Source organism: Streptomyces sp. TLI_171, from assembly GCF_003610255.1.
Classification (GTDB): domain Bacteria; phylum Actinomycetota; class Actinomycetes; order Streptomycetales; family Streptomycetaceae; genus Kitasatospora.
This window is the reverse complement of the sequence record NZ_RAPS01000003.1, coordinates 41488-58380: the sequence shown is the minus strand read 5'-3', so window position 1 is coordinate 58380 and position 16893 is coordinate 41488. Positions and strand designations below refer to the sequence as shown.

Here is a 16893-nt window from a genome sequence, read left to right as displayed (position 1 = left end):
CGCTGCCCACCACTGCACCCGCCGCCGAGCCGCCCAGGCCCGGCCGGCGGGGCGCGATGGTGCGCGGCGCGGCCGCCCGGCCGGACACCGACCCAGTACCACCGCCCAGGAGGAACCCGTGCGCCAGCTCCTGCTCCGCTTCCTGCCCGACCGCCTCACGCGCCGCCTCGGCTACGACTCCGCCCTGCTGGACCTGGCCGACGTGGCCACCGCGCTCGAGGACAACGTCGACCGCGCCCGAGTCCGCGACGAAGCCGACCACCAGGCCGCGCTGCGCAAGCTGACCGGCCCGCTGGAGTTCCAGCCCGGCCTTCTGGCCCTGCACGAGGAGAGCGCCGAGATCGTCGGCTACCTGTGCGGGCTCGCGGCTGCGGCCGAGACCAACCTGGACCGAACCGACCCCGGCCAGCGCGCCCTCTGCCAGGCGCTGCTGGAGGCGATCACCGCGTCCGAGGAACTCCGCAACCGCGTCGCGGTGACCGCCCTCCTCGCACTGCCCAAGGACTCCGCGCTCCAGCCCTCCTGACCGTCCGTCCAGGCCCTGACGCTGCCCACCGCCGAGCCCGCCTCGCCCACCAGGTGCGGTCAGCGGGCTCGGCGGTGCACGGCGCGGCCGCCCGGCCGACACCCCGCCACCAGAGGGAAGACCGTGAACACCAACACCGCCTCGACTGCCCGAACCGTGCACCAGCCGTTCGCCCGCCCCGGCCGCGCCTTCCGAACCGACAGCCTCACGGGCGGCGAGTCCGACTGGCGGCTGGCGACCATCGCGCTGCAGGAGCGCTCCAGCGCCTCCTACCGCGAGAACTGGGAGAGCGAGGAAGCCGCCAGCCTGGCCGACAAGTTCACCCGCGCCGAGGCCGAGCGCGTCGACCGCTTCCTCGCCGCGAACGTCCACGACACCAACCGCCTCGACGCCTTGGACACCGCGGCCAACCTGACCGCCGCCGACCGGGACTGGCTGATCGGACAGCTTCGTCTGGCCTGGCACCGCCTGGAGACCCTGCACGACCGGATCGACAACGCCAGCAGTCTGATGAACACCCGCTACGTCGCCAGCGCCATCGACTACGTCCGCTGGTCCCGCCGACCCGAAGCCATCACCGGACGCCGCCCCGCCCGCACCACCGCCTCCCCGGCCGGCGCCTGATGGCCGCCGAACTCGTCCTCGCCCTGGTCGGCGTCGGCGGCACCATCGCCGCCACACTCAGCAGCGGCCTGCTCCAGCACCGCGCGGCACAGAACGCCCGTACCGCCGACACCGCCCAGCAGCAACGCCGAGAGCTGATACGGGCCGTCACCGACCTGTCGACCGCACTCGCCGCACACCGGCGGTCGATGTACCAGCGCGAGCGCCTGCGCCTGACCGGCGCCGACGACACGGTGCAGGCGCAGGCGCGCAGCGAGAGCCACCGCACCCGCGCCGATATCACCGCGCCGCTGGTCGCGGTCTCGGTCCTCGCCCCGGCCCTCGCCGACGCCGCCCACGGAGCCGCGCGCGCCACCTACGCGCTCCGCGACGCCGCAGACCAGGCCGACCTCGACGCCGCCCGCACCGCCGCGCGGGTTCTCGCCGACGAACTCGTCCCCCAGACCGCTGCCCTGCTCGCCCTCACCATCTACTGACCCGGAGGCCGTCGTGCCCGTCACTCTTCTCCCGACCCTCGACCCCGTGCCCGAAGGCGCACTCGTCCTGATGATCGGCCCGCCCGCCTCGGGCAAGACCACGCTGCTGCGCGAAGTCCCCGCGCACGAGGTCGTATCGCTGGACCGGCTGCGCGCCGCCGTCAGCCGCCCCGGCGACCAGACGGCGACAGCCGACGCCCTCCTGCTGCAGCAGCAGATCCTCACCATGCGGCTGCGCCGCGGCGAGACCACCTACGTCGACAACTGCTCCCTGACCCCCAGTCACCGCGAGCAGCTGACGTGGCTGGCCCGCCAGTTCGCCCGGCCCACCGTCGCGGTCCTGGTCGACGCGCCCTTCGACCAGCTGGTGCTGCGCAACTACGCCCGCCCCGACCACGCGCGCGTGCCCGAGGACTTCCTGCGCGCCGCGCACCGCCTCGGCCGCGACGCCCGCCAGCAGCTCGCCGACGAGGGCTTCGGCGAGATCCGCCACCACCGCACCGGGAACTGACAGCGCGCCCCGACCCGCCCCGGCACCAGCCGGCGGCAGGCCGGAGCGCAGCCCAGCCGCCCCTCGATCACCTCACCGCAGAACCCATCCCGAACGGAAGACGCCGATGCCGTCCACCACCCGATACTCCGCCGAGTCCGGGGACCTGCTGCCCCCCATGGTCACGATCTGCGGCAGCACCCGCTTCTGGCAGGAGATGGCCGAGGCAGCGCTGCATGAAACCGTCGCCGGGCGCATGGTCCTGGCACCCGCCGTCGACATGCGCCAGCGCCACACGCTGTGGGACGACCCCGCCGGCGCCGAGCAGCTCAAGGCCCGGCTCGACGCCCTGCACCTGGCGAAGATCTCCACCGCCGACGAAGTCCTCGTCGTCACCGACGACCAGCTCTACCTCGGCGAGTCCACCCGCCGCGAGCTCTTGTACGCCGAAGCCCTCGAGGTCCCGATCTCCTACTGGGTAGTCGGACGCGGCCGGATCGGCGAGAGCCACCTGCAGCAGCCAGCCGCAGCCCGCAAACGCGCCACCGCCCAGTGGCAGTCCGCCTTCGCCCGCCTCACCGACGCGGCCCCCACGGGACCCTCACGCGAAGACCTCCTCACCCTCGCCGCCGCCGACCTGGCCGTCGCCGAACACGGCACCGCGGCCTCGCTGGTCGACGTCCGCCGCGCCGCCCGGGAGCACCTCGGCATCGACATCACCCACGAACGGGCACACGCCGCGCTCACCACCCGCACCGAGGACTCCCCCGGCGCCGCCGTCGACTTCCTGCTCCGCACCTCAACCTGACCCGCCATCACACCAGCCCGGGCACCCGCACGGCCAAACCCACCCCCTGACCGAGACCCGGAAGGACCCCTCAATGACCGACATGACCGACACCCGCGCCCGCGTGCTGACCACCATCCTCGACACCCTCGACAACGTCGCCACCGCCACCGCCGCGGCCGCCACCGGCCTCACCACCTACCGCGCCCTGAACGGCCGCCCCTCCGAGACCCGCACCGCCCTCGCCCTCGCCGCCGCCGGCGTCGCCGCCTGCGCCACCGACCAGATCACCACCCAGCTCCGCCGCCCGCTGCGCCGGCGTCTCGGCCTGCTCCCCACCCCCTACTCCCCCAACCCGTACGCCGCCGCGCCCCTGTCCACGACCGGCCCGGAACCCACGGCCGATCAGCTCGCCCAGGACGTCGCCGCCGACGCCGCCCACCGCGCCGCCACGGCGGCCATCGGCCTCGACCGCAGCCAGGGCAGTCTCACCGAGGCCGGAAACTGGACCGGCAGCTCAGACGGCACCGCGACGTGCGAGCTCCCCGGCGGCGCGCACCTGCTGTGCATGCCCTCCCCCGCCGACCAACACGGCTACAGCACCCGCAGCTTCCTGCTCGTCCAGGACGGCCAGGAGCCGACGCCGGTCCACAGCATCGGCGACGTGGTCGCACTCCTCGGCCTCCAGAACCTCGACGCCGAACCCCTCCCGGCAGCCGCAAGCGACGCCCACTGGGCAGCCATCGGCGAGGACCTCGGCATCGACGGTCTCGTCCCGGCCGCCACCGGCCCCGGCGGGACGGACCCCGGCACCCGTACCCCGCACGTCCGGGCCGACGACAGCCTGTAGCCCACCACCTCCGATCCCCTCCACCCGCCGCACTCCCTCGCCGGCCCGCACCACCGCGGGCCGGCCCCACCGCCGAAGGAGACGCCCCGAGATGACCACCCCCAACCTGTCCCCCGCTGCCCGCCGCCGCCTCTTCGCCACCGAACCCCACCAGCGGCTGCGCCCCGGTACCCCCACCCGCGAGTGGGAACTGTGGCTCACCGGCCCCAACACCCTGCTGGAGATGCCCGACATCGCCACCGCGCTCATGGCCGCCGCCGAGCACAACGCCCTGACCGCCGACCTCGACGACGGCCACCCGCTCCAGCCCGTCAGCTACGCCGTCGTCCTCAACCACGGCTACGCCTGGCGCCGCGAGGGCGCGGCCCGCTCGGGCGCAGGCATCGCCGTCCCGACGCTGTGCTGGACCGCCAAGTGCAGCATCTGCGGTGACACGGTCGAGGACGAGTTCATCCCCCACCACGACAGCCCGGAGGCAGCCGCCGACGACGCAGTCGACTGTCGCGGCTGGGGCGAACTGCCCACCGGCCGCCTCCTCTGCGACCGCGCCGACCCGGAGCACGACGAGGCCCGCGCCGACGCGCGCGTCGAGGACGGACCCGAGTCGGACGACAATCAGCTCGCGCTGCTGTAAGACGCACCTAGAACAGCGAAGGACTCGCCCCGGCGTCATGCCGGTGCGAGCCCTTTCTGCGTTTCTGGGCCTCGGGCCCGCCCATCCCGACACCTCATCACCCGCCACAACGTTGCCCGCCAGCGGGAGGCGTGCCGGCGACGCAGCGGCCGCACCTGACGAGTGATCACAAACACCGTGAGGCAGAGGTTCTCGGGAAGCGGTCTGATGCTGTCGGTGGTGAGCGCTAGCATTCTGGTCGGTCGTGAGCCGAGCAATAGCTCATCACCGACAACCTCCGGGCGTGCAGCCCTCCCCTGCCGGCCACTCGTCCCACCGAAACCCTTCGACGCGAAAGGGCCCCGCCGTGACAAAGGCCCAGCCCGTGAAGGTCGTGGTACGTCCGGTCTTCGACCCTGCCGTACCCGAGTCGGTCGTGCGCGCGGTCGCCGGCCTGGTCGAGGAGACACCGGAGTTGCTGGCCACCGGTGCCGACGCGACGGTCACGAACGTCGAGGGCGGACGGGTGCTGAGAACGTCCATCGAGGCTGTGCTGGGAGGCGCGGGCGTCGGTGCCACCGCCTGGATGACCAAATGGCTGATCGGTGAGCCCACGGCGTACCCCGACACCGATCTCGGCCACCGCGAGGAGCAGGTCGCCACCCTGATTCGTTCGGCCCTCGACCTGTTCCAGAACGGCGGGGCAATGATTGCCGCAGCCGGCGTAGTCTGCGCCGCTGCTCTGCTCGGCTATCGGGTGTCGGACAGCCGCAGGATGGCACGGGCCCTCGATCAAGCCCGCGGGCACTACATCCATCCGAGCTGGCTCACGAGCGACGCCGCCCCGCTCCTCGCCCGGGCGCAGCAGGCCGAGAGCACCGTCCTGCACTCCCAGCTGCACATCCAGGACATGGAGGGCCTGGGCACCGCTAACCGCACGCAGATGCCGGACCAGATCTGGTCCATCGCCCAGTCGCTGCACCGGTACAGCCGGGCCACGGCCAGCGCCCGAATGGACGGCAGCGACGAGACGCCGACCTCCAAGGAGTTTCTGGCGGGGGAGCTGGCCATCCTGGAGGCTGCGCGCTCCGACGTCGAGCACCAGGTCGTCGCGCTGGAGGCCTACGCCCGCCAGGCACAGGAAGTCGACCGGATCGCGGCCAGTCGGCAGGCGATGGAGCGGCTGGAAATGCGGGGCGAGGCCCTCATGGGCCTCGCCGCAGAGACGGCGGCGTCCGAGCTCGCGGTCGGCGAGATCAAGGCGCTGACTGAGAGGGCCTCCGCAGCTGCCCTGTCGCTCACCGAGGCGCTGGCGACAGCCAGGGACGCCGCGACGGCTGCACTGCCGCCGAGCCGATAGGCCAGAAGACACCACCAGGACCGACCACCGCGCCGGTGGCGTCGGACGAACTGGAGTCTCCCGGTGCCAACGCTCACCCTGGGACCGGACCCAGCCGGACGACGACCTCGCCCTGCTGGAGAACGTGAGGCTTCAGGGGCTCCGGAGTTCCAGGGCGCTCCGGGTGTCGCGCCCCAGGCATGCTGGCGTTGACGGATCAGTCGCAGATGCTGTCGCTCAGTGGCTCGGCGAGCTCATAAGCCTCGACCATGGAACTCAGGGTGCAGCCTTCTGGCGGTTCTAGCTTGCGCGCCATCAGGAGCCGCGCGTCGAAGGCGGTCCGGGCCGGCCCGCTTGCCTCAGAGGTCAACAGCCCAGCCAGCCCGTTTCGAGTAGACCCGGTTTGCGTCCTCCCCCCGGAGAGCCCGCGCTGGGGACCGCGTAAACCGGGTTTACGTCAAACAAGCTTCGACAGCCGTATCGACGTTGTCCCACAACTCGATCAGTTGCTACGCGGCCGTGGCAGCCTGACGGGGCGTTGTCGCCCGTCGGACGCTGACAGCGAAGCCGTCAAGCTCGGTCGGATCGACCGTCAGCGCGACCGAAGGGATCCCATAACCTTTGGCACCGGCCGCAGGGCCAGCACCTGTCTGCTCCTGGTGTAAACCGGGTGCAGGTCCGCAGGACGCATTCGAGGGCGGAGGGGGAGTAAACCGGGTTTACCTCCACCTCCTGATGAGCCACCGTGCCGTCATCCGCGGCTCACAGCAGCTCGGCGCGTTTCTCGCCCGCTTCCGAGTGGCCCGTGGCGTCAGCGGCCAGGCCAGAAGCAGCGCAGAGTCATTTCCGTCCAGCTCTCATCAGGTTCGAGGATGCGAGCCGAGTCATGGCGCGGGTGATGGAGGCAAGCAAGGTACGGCGGAGTAGGTCCGACTCACGGTGAGGCTCGATCACACCACGCATCCAGGTTCGCAGTTCGTCGTCCGGCTCCGTCTCCAGAATGCCGAGGAGTTCAGTGTCCGTGCTGCCGGTGGCCGCAAGTCCTCGGAACCGTGTCCAGCGTTCCTCGACGGTGTCCTCGTGCGGAGCGAGCGCACGGAAGTGGGCGGCGCAGCGGGGGTCGTTCGGCCACCACAGGGCGAGTGCGCGGCGGGCGACAAGCCGGACCTCTGTGTCGGGTTCGTTGGTTGCGCGCTCGAGTAGGAAAGGTACGTAGTCGACTCCGGTTGGTCGGCGTTGGAGCAGCCATTCCAGGGCGATGCGCCGGTGGGCAGGTACTCGGTTGTGGGTGGCGATGTGCAGCATGGTGTCGCGAAGGTGGGGGGCATCGGCCGGATACCGTCGGAGGCCGTCCAATGTCATCCGGTGGACCTCTTGCCCGTTGGTGGCCGTACGGATGAGGAGATCGAACACTCCGGGGTCAGCGAGCGGGTCGCTCACGGTGATGACGAACTCAGCGGCGACCGCGTGAAACGGATGCCGAGGTCCGGCTTCGACCGCTTCGACCATCATTGACCAGTCGGCGGGGTGCTGCTCGAACCACGTGCGGAAGACTTGCTGATATGCGGCGAGCCCTGCGGGCAGCGGGCCGCCTCGCAACATGCCGAAGCTCATGGGGATGAGGGATTCGAGCGGTTCGAAGTTTCCGTTCCGCCACGCGTTCAGGGCCCTGGGCGCTTCTTTCCGAACTTTCTCGACGAGTTCGTCCGTGTCCAAGGCCACGGTGCCTGTCGGGAAGTACCACCTCTTCGTGCTCTGCGGTGACTGAGCCGGAACCCGACGAATGATGTGGCTGTGTCGATCGATGCCCCACGTGTCGCGAAGCACGTTCACCGCTGCCCCGCGAACGGCGATGAACGGGTCTCGCAGCGCCCGGTCCGCCACGATGGCTCTGGAGGTCTCGTTGTCGGGATCGCGGCCGAGCAACCACACCGCGTCGCGGCGAGGGCCAGGGGCCGGGTCTCGGGTTGCCCTGCTCTGCAGGAGGGTGACCACGGTCGCCGAGTTGGATGCGTCGAGCGGCAACGCAGCTATGGTCGCGAGGGCTGCTGCCCTGACTTGCGGTTCGGAGTGGTCGACCGCCAGCCGAATCAGCGCTTCGAGGATTCCTGGCTGGTTTGCCCAGCGACCGAGCGCTCTGACTGCTGCTACCCGGTCAGCCTGCGACCAGGCGGTCTCGATGAGAGCGGCAGCTGTTGAGGGTTCGTCGTGGACCGCGCAGAGCAGGCTCGCGCCAGCGCCTGCGAATCGTCCCTGTCCCCAGATCTTGAACCATTGCATGACACGTGCGCGACCGGCCCACTGAGAGGGCGGAATGTGAGCTGATATCCGTTCTGTCGTCGCCTGAACGTGTGGCCTCGCCGTCTGTGGCACGTTGCCGGGCCGGCGCCGTGCTGAGGTAGGTGCGTGACTGACCGCAAGCCTTACAAGAGCGACTTGTCCGACGAGCGCTGGGCGCTCGTCGAGCCGGTGATCACCTCGTGGAAGGCCCAGCACCCCTCCGTCAGCGGACACGAGGGCCGTTACGAGATGCGGGAGATTGTCAACGCGCTGCTCTACCAGTCCCGGACCGGATGCCAGTGGGACTACCTCCCGCACGACCTGCCGCCTGCCGGCGCGGTGAAGTACTACTTCTACACGTGGCGTGATGACGGCACTGACCAGGTCATTCACGACCTGCTGCGCTGGCAGGTCCGCGAGAGGAGGGGCCGATTAGCCGACCCCAGCCTGGTGGTGATCGACACCCAGAGCCTGCACGCCGCGGCCGGGGTGCCCTCCGAGACAACGGGTCGCGATGCGGCGAAGAAGGTGCCGGGACGCAAGAGGGGACTCGCCGTGGACGTGCTGGGCCTGGTGATCGCCGTGGTGGTGCTGGCCGCCTCCGTCCACGACAACGCCTTCGGCACAGCCCTGCTCGACAAGGTCGCCGCCAGTACTGCCGGCACGGTGACGAAGGCCATGGTGGACCAGGGGTTCAAGAAGACCGTCGTTGACCACGGCAGGCAGGTGGGCATCGAGGTCGAGATCGTCGAACGCAACCCGACCGAGACCGGGTTCGTCCCGCAGCCGATCCGGTGGCGGGTGGAGCAGACGAACGGGATCTTGATGCTGCACCGGCGGCTGGTACGCGACTACGAGCACCGGCCCTCGTCGGCCGAGTCCCGGGTGTACTGGGCGATAAGCGACCTGATGACCCGTCGGCTGACCGGCAGCGCGACCCCGTCCTGGCGCGGCGCATGACCGGTGGGGAACTCACCCTCGGCGCGGTGTTGGTACGGCTGGAAGAGCGCGAACGGGATATCGTCGCGCAAGCAGAGCAGACCCGCGCGCAGATCACGCAGCTCACCGCCATGCTGGACGAACTCGGCAGGGCTGCCGAGGAAGTGCGGATCACCCGCAAGACGCTGCTGGAGCTGCCGGAGCCGACCCCGCCCACGCTGTCGGCGGCCGGATCGGAACTGCCGGACAAGGCGGCCTACCAGGAGATCCTGGCCGCGTTCTCCGAGGCCGACAGTCCGCTACGGGCGCGGGCCGTATGCGGGGCGACGGACCTGGACCTGACGCCGAACAACATCAACAACGTCCGGACAAAGCTCAAGCGCCTGGCCGGGCGCGGCATCCTGACCGAGCCCGAGCCGGGCCTCTTCGCCCTGCCACGGCCGTAGCCGCCTGGCACAGCCACTCCATCCACAACGACGAAACAGACATCAGCTCACATTCCACCCTCTGAGAACTGAATGTCTCGAGGTGGGGGACGATCGAATCGATCGTGGTTGGGTCGGTCTCGCCGCGCTCGGTGAGGCAGGCGATGATCGCGTCGACCGCATCGCGGCTCTGCTGGGCCACGGAGCCGATCTTCTTCACCTCACCGAGGGCGCGCAGGGCGAGGACTACCAGATCGGCGGCGTCCTGACCGGAGTGGTCGCGGTGAAGACGAAGGAGACGGTCCACCAGAGCGCCAGCGTCTCGTTCCCTGAGCTGGCCGGCCACCAGCAACAGGACCTCATGCCAGCTCGGGTCCACCGCACGCGGGGCGAGGACTTCGTCGATGAGTTGCTGCGGAGTCCACTCGCGTTCGTGTTCGTAGCGGTGGATGAGATCGTCGGCCGCGAGGTATTCGAGGAACGTGCGGTGGACGAAGCCATACACGCCGCCGCCGTAGCGGGCCAGGATGAAGTTGCGTTCCCGGAGCTGGTCAACCATGGCACGCGCGGCCCGCCGGGCCAGATCTGGGGAGACGTCGCACAGCTCCAGGTAGTCCCGGAAGACCTCGTAGATGGCCTGCTCGTGGACGTGATTGCCGGAGATGCCGTCCTTGCCGTCCTGCATACGCCGGGCGAGCAGTCGCAGGACCTCGAGTCGCTCCTCTTGGCCCAGTACGTCAAGGGCGTCGGCAACGGCCGCCGGGAGGTGAGATGTGAGGTGCTTGACGTCGCGGTCCCAACGTGCCACCAGGACGGTGACGGCGTGTCGGTAGACGCTGTGGCGGTCGCGGGGGAGGGTCTGGCGGCGGCCGAGGATGGCGAGGATCGTCAGAAGAAGGGGGTTCCCGGCGAGTTCTCTGACTGGTCGTGAGCGAGTGATGGCGTCGTTGAGACGGGTGAATAGACGGGTAGCTTCAGCGGGCTTTCCGGGGCAAGCGGTGCTGTACCAGCGGCGGGCGAAGGCGGCGATCTGGCGGTCGTCGAGGTCTTGGAGCATGTGGTGTGCGAACCCGGCACCGTCGAGGACGACGCGGTGATAGCCGATGACCCGCGAGGTGACGAGGATGCGGCACTGCGGGTAGCGGGCGGCGAAGCCGGCGATGCGGCGTGAGGTTTCCGCGCGGATCTGCGGATCGAAGAGCTCGTCAAGACCGTCGAAAATGACCAGCGCTCCGCCATGTTCGAGGATCGGGCTCAGAACGGCTGCGGGCGGCGCCATGCCTTCGGTGGCCGACAGATGCTCGAGGAATGCCTCGAACGTGGCTCCCTGCCACCGCTCCTGCGCGTAAGCGCGGAGCTCGATCACCAGGGGAACGAGTCCAGCGAGGGGTTCCAGGGCTTTCGCGCCCTCCACCTCGGCACCCGTCAGGGCCAGCGCGAGGAAGTGAGCGAGCGTCGACTTGCCGGCCCCGGGGTCGCCCAGGAGCACGGTCCTGCGTATGTCGTTGTCTGTGAGGACTTCAAGAACGGGCCGGTTGGGCCGTTGCCGGTAGGCCTCCTGCAGCTCGGCCCAAAGCTCCGCTTCCAGGCCGGGCGGCAGTTGACCCACGGCCAGCTCCCCGCCTTCGACCAGCCGCTGCATCAGCTCGCGGGGCAATTCCACCGAGGGAGGGTCAGCCCGCACTGAAGGGGGGACGAAAACCTCGCGCAGTTCCACGACCGGTTGCTCGCCCTGGTCGTGGTCCGGTGTCAGGACCTCGAGGTCAAGCCGTCCGTAGGTCTCAGCCACTCTGCGGGCGTAGGCCTGCAGAGCGATAGTCGTGTCAGGATCGTCAGCCGGTTCGGGCTGGGGGAGTGGCACGGACACCCCTTCTGCCAGCCGGGCCTCCAACTCGGTATACCGACGCTGCCATTGCGCCCAGTCGAGCAGCGAAGCGGCCACCGGACGGGATTCGGGGGCGCAGCTGCGACATGCGTTCAGCAATGCCACCACATAGTCCCAGTCGGGCGTGCGTTGGTAGTTCCCCTTCAGCAGCCGATGTGCGGTCGTCTTGCTGATCGGTCGTCCGCCGAGGGCGGCGCTGGCCTTGGCGAGGCGTTCGACGCTCGGTGCGCCCGCTGCCTGATGGACCTCGATCAGCGCCTCGGTGAACCGCTGCCGCGCGTGTTCCGCCACCGTTCCCGTTCTCCCGCATCCCGGAACGTTCCGGATCCATCCGATCCGCTGGCCTCATCGTAGGCCTCTGCCTGGCTCGATCGGGGAGCTATACCGATTCGGCCCGGTACGGGAACCGGGCCTTGGCATCGCCCGAAGGTGCTCCCTGCAAGCACCGAATGCGGCACGAGGGAGTCGAGGGTGAGCACCGAACTGATGGTCTTTCTGCTGGCACTGCTGGTCTTTGCCGGGGTGGTACTGCCGGCGGTCTGGTCGCGGCACGGCTACCGGCGTGCCGCAGCACGTCGGATCCTGGCCATGCTTCTCCAGACCCTGCGCGACTTGAATCCGTTCTGACGTGGTGTCCGATGGGGCTTAGGCCTCCGCATCGCACCTGCCGTCGGCCTCTATGACCGTCGCGATCAGGCATCCCGGAACGATGGATGGGCCTGCACCCCCGAAACCATTCGGGGGTGCAGGCCCATCCATCGTTCCGGGATGCCGCCGCGGTTGGCCATCGAGGTAAACCGGGTTTACATGAAGGCCGTCAAGCGGGTTGGCCGACCGTCTCGGCGTTGTGCTCGGAGTCCAACAACTCGATCAGTGCCCGCGCCACTGCGGCGGCCTGACGGGGCGTCGTCGCCAGGCGGATGCTCACGGCAAAGCCGGCGGGGTCGTTCGGGTCGACCGTCAGCGTGACCGACGGAATCCCGGAACCCTCGGTGCCGGCAGCAGGTTCGGTGCCGCCCGTCTGCTCATCGGTGTAAACCGGGTTTACGTCCGGTGCGTAGGACGCCGTCGAGGTGGACGAGGCGGAGGGGGAGGGGGAGGGGGAGTAAACCGGGTTTACATCCGGTTCCGTGCGCGGCCGAGCCACGGTCACCGGGGCAGGCTGGTCCCGTGCCTCGCGCGCCTTCGCGACCTGCTCCTCGCGCGGCAGCGTGCCGGCCCTGGTCGCGGCACCGAGCTTCCGGGCTTCCTTGACCCCGAGCTCCTTACTCTCCACCATCTCCTTCACCTCAGGGGCGAGATGAAGGAGCGCCAGCCGCTGGCCGACCCACGCCGCGGTCTTCCCGAGACGGCGCGCCACCGCGGCCTGGTTACCTCCGTGAACGGTGTCAAGGAGCTCCTGGATCGCCTCCGCCTCCTCGATCGGCGGCACATTCTCCCGGTGGATGTTGGCGATCAGCGCGGCCTCGAGCATCGCGGACGAGGTTGCCGCGAGATCATCCTGCAGGTCGACCCGGATCTTCTCGAGACCGGCCCGGCCGGCCGCTCGGATCCGCCGGTTGCCGTCGAGGGCGACGAACGATGCGTCACCCAGCAGTTCCTGGGCGACGTCCGGGTGCGCGTCGAGGAACGCCATCCGCGACACCACAGTGATCGCGGTCGTCTGCCCGATCTCCCGCATGCTCGCCGCGGTCTCGTCGATCGCCTCCTCGCTGTAGGTCTTGCGAGGGTTGCGGGGGTTGAACACGACATCGGCCAGCGGCACGCTCGACGCCTTGCGGGCGCGGCCGAGCGCCTCGCTCCGGGCTTCCGCCGCTGCCGCCGTGTCACCGCCCTTGGCGGCGCTCAGGCTGCTGAACGCGGACCCGCCGCCGGCGAGCTTCTTGGCGACGCTCATCCGAGCCTCCTACGGATCTCGCGCATGCGCTGCGCCTGGGTCGAGGCCGGTGCGTACTGCAGCAGCGGCTGCTTCACGTGCACCGCCTCCCGCTGTTCCTTCAGGTCGGGCAGGATGCTCAGCACGGGCGGGTCCTGAAGGCCCTGCCACTCCTCCAGGGCCTTTGCCACGACGTAGCCCTTGCGGACGTCGTACTTGTTGACGACCAGGCCCAGACGGTTGATGTCGACCTCGTAGTCGAGGGAGACCGTGTTGATCTGGCCCTCGAGCATCATGTATGCGTGGGCGGAGGAGTCTTCGGCCTCGACGGGGATGACGACGCCGGAGTTGCCCGCCGGCTCGTTCTTGCGGCGGTGCGCGTAGTAGATGCCGGCGTCCATCGCCAGGCCGAGGTTCGGCGGGGCGTCGATGACGATGACGTCGAAGTGCTCCTCGAGCGGGGCCAGCGCCCGTTGCAGCAGAGCTTCGCGCGGGCCGCGGACGCCGCCGAGCTTCGAGTCGAGCAGGAACGCCTCGAACGAGGACGGCAGCAGGAACAGGCGGTCGTCGAAGAAGTCAGGGGCGATGGGCACGACGTGGTCCATCAACGCGCCGACCACGCGCTCGCGTTCGACCATGTGCGTCACCAGGCTCTCGGTGCCCGGCGCGATCTGCTTGCAGCCCAACTGCTCGGTGAGGTGCCCCTGCGGGTCGTAGTCCACCAGCAGCGTGCGAAGGCCGGGAAGAGCCGGAAGCTTGGATGCGCCCGTCGTCGCGGGCAGGCCCAGCGCTATCGTCTGCGCGAGCCCGGCAGCCACCGTAGTCTTGCCGACGCCGCCCTTCTGGTTGCAGACGATGAAGCGCCGAGTCTGCCGAGGGATCGTCAGGTCCGAGAGCGGTGCCGGGTGGGAATCCACCCACGTCCGGACAGCCTGGGCCATGCCCTGCGCGAATGAGATGTCCCGCTCGGTGCACTCGGCCTTGAACGTGTCGTACAAGCCGGCGGGCAACCAGGTGTTGAAGCTGTCCGAACCCGCGGTGTCGACCACCGCTTCCTGGCCGGCCTCACGGGCCAGCCACTGCTCGACCCCCTCAGTCACCGCAACCTGCATGTCGATGCCGAGCTGCGCAGCCCGGGTCTTCAGCGCTTGGCGGAGAGTCGGCGGAAGCTTCGACGCAACCTTTTCCCGCTCCCCATCGGAGTATGGAGATGCCATGACGTCACCTTAGTGGCGTCAGGCCGGATTTAACGCATCCTCGGCTGGATCGGCGCGCCGCAGATCGACCAGGCGCTCCCGCTTGAAGTCCCGGGCGTGCCAGCGCTTGTTGATCATTCTGGTTCTGCCCGGGTATCCGGAACCGGTCCGCCTCGGCCGAGAACGTTGACCAGTGCTGGGCCATGGCTGTGCGAGGTGCTCGAAGGCTGGTCAAAGGACGGGATGGGGATGGGTGTCAGCGAACTGGTGCGCGCGGAGCTGGCACGGCACGACTGGACCGTGCTGACGTGCGCCTGCCTTGACTCGGCCGAGCGTCTGCCGCTGTTGTTCGAGACGCTTCTGATTGCTGAGAATCCCGAAGACGCGTTCGGCTGCGGCCTCTCGGTACAGCTGCATCATCGCCGAGTGCACGCGGCGGCCTTCCGCACTCAGCTCCAGGAACGACTCACCGAGGCTGCGGTGGCCGCAGAATCCAGCTACCCGGAGAACGAGGGCCTGTTCATCAACCGGAACGTCGGGGTACCGACGCTGGAGAAACACAAGCGTACGGCTCTGGGGCACCGCCCGGGCGGTCAGAGGCTTGTGGGGTTGGACCCGTCGTTGCGGGCCACCTTGGCCAGGGCTTCCTTGAACACGGGAAAGCAGTCGTTCGGCCCGGCAGTGCCGAGGTCGAAGCGGACCAGCGAGCCGCCGACATGGATGGGGTGGACGGGGTTGGGCAGGGCGGCCGGCCAGCGGGGCGGGTTGGCGTGGGCGCCTTCGCGCAGAATGCGGCTGAACGCGCCGGTGGCCCCGCGCAGGGAGCCGCCGGCGACCCGGACGTCGTCGGCCGGGATGTGGCCGCCGTTGCGGACGAGGGCGAGCAAGATCTGCGCGGCGCGGGGTGGGAGGCGGTCGTAGTAGGCGCGGGCTCGCTCCGTCGTCCAACGATCATCGGGGACCAGGGTGACGGCGGGGGCGTGTTCGGCGAGCAGGGCGAGGAGCTTGGCCTGGAAGGCGGGGTCGGGGTCGCGGACGGTGAGGGTGATCTCCATGACCAAACCGTAGCGGTCCATGGTTATAAAAGACAACGGTAAAGCCTTGTTAGACATTTCGGCCCCCTCCGACCCCTGGAGACAGTCCCGGTCTGCCCGGGAGTAGCACGGTGGTCTGGCCAGACCACCGTGGGGTAGGCGCGGTGCGCCTACGGATGGATCGTCAGCCGGGGTGCTGGGATGGTCTCATGGGATGGGAGATGCGCCTCAGTATCTGGGCCACCGTGGCTGCCGTGCTGGTGGCGATGTGGACCCTGGTCTTCTCGAGCAGAGCTTTGATCCGCGAACGGCGTGCGGACTTCCACCTGGAGCAGCTGGCGGCGATCGCGGTCATCGTCCAGACGGTGACCGCCAGCGGGATGCCGGAGCTGGCCGCCCGATCTCGGATGCTGCCGGCGGAAGACTTCCCGCTGCCGGTGGTCCGATCCCTGGGCGAGGTGGCGCAGGCCCGGCCCGAGCGCCACGCGGCGATTCACAGGGGATGGGAAGCACGCGGCGCACCGCAGGATCGCGATGAACTGACGCGCTGGCTGCAGGAGCAGAGTCAGGCCGAGGTGAACCGGGCGGTGGAGCACGTGCTGGAGATGCGGAGCGGTTGGTGGGAGGGGACATGCCAGCAGTTCGGCTTCCGGGGTGGCGTCGACAGGTGACCGAATCGGACCGCACCTGACCGGGCGTCGCCTGTTGGTGCGGGTTGTGTCCTCTAACAGTATTTAGAGGACACAACTCCGATAGGCTCCTCTGGATCGGCCCGCACGCGGCCGGCAAGGGGAGGGGAACCCCGATGGAACCGATCACGCTCGCCGGCCCGGCATTCGGCAGCGCCAATGCCGCCCGCGCCGCCATCGCACCGCTCGTCCAGGTCCGCGCCGGAGGCCGCGAGGACATCCAGGCGCGCTGCGACGACCTCGAGGACGCCGTCCTCGCCTACTTCTACGATCCCACCGCCGAGAACGAGATGACGCTCCGCCAGGCACACCTCAAGCTCGCTCGACGCTGCACCGACGAGCGCACTCGCACTGCCGCCCGGACCCTCACCTTCCACGTCATCAACTTCCGCGACTCCGCTTTCAGCCGGGCCGACCTCGACGAGCTGGACGCCGCCCGCCGGAAGAACGGCACCACCGCGCCGACCGAGGCTCGGCTCTACCGGTGGATCGAGGAGTTCCACCAGGTCGTACGCCGCGGACGCCTCGTCCGCGTCGGGGAGAGCGCCGGCCGCTGGTTGCGCGCCGCCAACCCCGCCCGCCTCCTGCGACGCCGCTCCGCCCCCGCCCTGCCCACCGTCAACCGACCGGAGCACCCTTCGCCATGACCACCGACCAGGCCCCCGACATCGAGCAGCCGACCCGGGTGGAGTGCGGAAGCTGCCGCAGCAGCTACGACCCGGCGAACGCGAGCTCCGTCGAACACCACACGGTGCCGATCAACTGCTCGCAGACCACCAGGTGCCGACGCTGCTACGGCGCACCGGCCTGCCACTTCTGCCAGGGCTGCTTCTGCTTCTGCACCAGCCACTGAATCCCACCCGA

19 protein-coding genes are annotated in these 16893 nt (G+C 69.6%); 14 read left to right on the top strand and 5 right to left on the bottom strand.

The genetic code is table 11. The features are described 5' to 3' along the window. The first annotated feature begins 118 nt into the window (after positions 1-118). The 8 genes from BX266_RS37465 to BX266_RS37430 all read left to right on the top strand — a co-directional run bounded on the left by BX266_RS37465 (position 119) and on the right by BX266_RS37430 (position 5726). On the top strand, positions 119-526 hold the full coding sequence (locus tag BX266_RS37465) for a hypothetical protein (RefSeq protein WP_099908810.1): 408 nt from the start codon (positions 119-121) through the stop codon (positions 524-526). A gap of 123 nt (positions 527-649) precedes the next feature. Beyond that, complete coding sequence (locus tag BX266_RS37460; RefSeq protein WP_099908809.1) at positions 650-1150, top strand: hypothetical protein; 501 nt, start codon at positions 650-652, stop codon at positions 1148-1150. After that, on the top strand, positions 1150-1626 hold the full coding sequence (locus tag BX266_RS37455) for a protein kilB (RefSeq protein ID WP_099908808.1): 477 nt from the start codon (positions 1150-1152) through the stop codon (positions 1624-1626). The genes BX266_RS37460 and BX266_RS37455 overlap by 1 nt, the downstream gene beginning before the upstream one ends. A 13-nt stretch (positions 1627-1639) precedes the next feature. Further along, positions 1640-2137 carry an AAA family ATPase gene (locus tag BX266_RS37450; protein ID WP_099908807.1) on the top strand — a complete coding sequence of 166 codons (498 nt, stop codon included), beginning with the start codon at positions 1640-1642 and terminating at the stop codon, positions 2135-2137. A 106-nt stretch (positions 2138-2243) separates the two neighbouring features. Further along, entirely contained in the window at positions 2244-2924 is a 681-nt protein-coding gene (locus BX266_RS40660) for a hypothetical protein (protein WP_259465241.1), read from the top strand. Positions 2925-2997: 73 nt separating this feature from the next. Further along, positions 2998-3753 carry a hypothetical protein gene (locus BX266_RS37440; RefSeq protein WP_120314487.1) on the top strand — a complete coding sequence of 252 codons (756 nt, stop codon included), beginning with the start codon at positions 2998-3000 and terminating at the stop codon, positions 3751-3753. A 91-nt stretch (positions 3754-3844) separates the two neighbouring features. Next, the gene (locus BX266_RS37435; RefSeq protein ID WP_099908806.1) at positions 3845-4387 is read left to right on the top strand and encodes a hypothetical protein; all 543 of its coding nucleotides are present in this window, start codon (positions 3845-3847) and stop codon (positions 4385-4387) included. A gap of 346 nt (positions 4388-4733) precedes the next feature. Then, positions 4734-5726, top strand: coding sequence for a hypothetical protein (locus BX266_RS37430; RefSeq protein ID WP_099908805.1), 993 nt, complete (start codon positions 4734-4736; stop codon positions 5724-5726). An 819-nt stretch (positions 5727-6545) separates the two neighbouring features. On the opposite strand, the gene BX266_RS37425 is transcribed toward BX266_RS37430, so the two are convergent. Next, positions 6546-7985, bottom strand: a complete 1440-nt coding sequence (locus BX266_RS37425; protein WP_099908804.1) for a HEAT repeat domain-containing protein — start codon at positions 7983-7985, stop codon at positions 6546-6548. 126 nt (positions 7986-8111) lie between these two features. On the opposite strand from BX266_RS37425, the gene BX266_RS37420 reads away from it, so the two are divergent. Together BX266_RS37420 and BX266_RS37415 are read left to right on the top strand one after the other, a co-directional pair. Beyond that, positions 8112-8945, top strand: a complete 834-nt coding sequence (locus tag BX266_RS37420) for an IS5 family transposase (RefSeq protein ID WP_099904092.1) — start codon at positions 8112-8114, stop codon at positions 8943-8945. Beyond that, entirely contained in the window at positions 8942-9370 is a 429-nt protein-coding gene (locus BX266_RS37415) for a hypothetical protein (RefSeq protein WP_099904090.1), read from the top strand. Before BX266_RS37420 ends, BX266_RS37415 begins: the two co-directional genes overlap by 4 nt. Here the strand turns inward: BX266_RS37415 and BX266_RS37410 are convergent. After that, complete coding sequence (locus BX266_RS37410; RefSeq protein WP_259465240.1) at positions 9300-11525, bottom strand: NACHT domain-containing NTPase; 2226 nt, start codon at positions 11523-11525, stop codon at positions 9300-9302. The genes BX266_RS37415 and BX266_RS37410 overlap by 71 nt on opposite strands. A 180-nt stretch (positions 11526-11705) precedes the next feature. Between BX266_RS37410 and BX266_RS39235 the strand changes: the two genes are divergently transcribed. Next, the gene (locus BX266_RS39235) at positions 11706-11861 is read left to right on the top strand and encodes a hypothetical protein (RefSeq protein ID WP_180290868.1); all 156 of its coding nucleotides are present in this window, start codon (positions 11706-11708) and stop codon (positions 11859-11861) included. Positions 11862-12051: 190 nt separating this feature from the next. On the opposite strand, the gene BX266_RS37405 is transcribed toward BX266_RS39235, so the two are convergent. The 3 genes from BX266_RS37405 to BX266_RS37390 form a co-directional block, all read right to left on the bottom strand. Then, positions 12052-13131 carry a ParB/RepB/Spo0J family partition protein gene (locus BX266_RS37405; RefSeq protein ID WP_099908803.1) on the bottom strand — a complete coding sequence of 360 codons (1080 nt, stop codon included), beginning with the start codon at positions 13129-13131 and terminating at the stop codon, positions 12052-12054. Further along, a complete protein-coding gene (locus tag BX266_RS37400; RefSeq protein ID WP_099908802.1) occupies positions 13128-14327 on the bottom strand; it encodes a ParA family protein in 1200 nt (399 codons plus the stop codon). Before BX266_RS37400 ends, BX266_RS37405 begins: the two co-directional genes overlap by 4 nt. Before the next feature lie 572 nt (positions 14328-14899). After that, positions 14900-15361 carry a hypothetical protein gene (locus BX266_RS37390; protein WP_099908800.1) on the bottom strand — a complete coding sequence of 154 codons (462 nt, stop codon included), beginning with the start codon at positions 15359-15361 and terminating at the stop codon, positions 14900-14902. Between the two features lie 188 nt (positions 15362-15549). On the opposite strand from BX266_RS37390, the gene BX266_RS37385 reads away from it, so the two are divergent. The 3 genes from BX266_RS37385 (at position 15550) to BX266_RS37375 (ending at position 16882) form a co-directional block, all read left to right on the top strand. After that, entirely contained in the window at positions 15550-16011 is a 462-nt protein-coding gene (locus tag BX266_RS37385) for a hypothetical protein (protein WP_099908799.1), read from the top strand. Between the two features lie 134 nt (positions 16012-16145). Continuing rightward, on the top strand, positions 16146-16676 hold the full coding sequence (locus BX266_RS37380) for a hypothetical protein (RefSeq protein WP_099908798.1): 531 nt from the start codon (positions 16146-16148) through the stop codon (positions 16674-16676). Beyond that, positions 16673-16882, top strand: a complete 210-nt coding sequence (locus BX266_RS37375; protein WP_099908797.1) for a hypothetical protein — start codon at positions 16673-16675, stop codon at positions 16880-16882. The genes BX266_RS37380 and BX266_RS37375 overlap by 4 nt, the downstream gene beginning before the upstream one ends. The last annotated feature ends 11 nt before the right edge of the window (positions 16883-16893 follow it).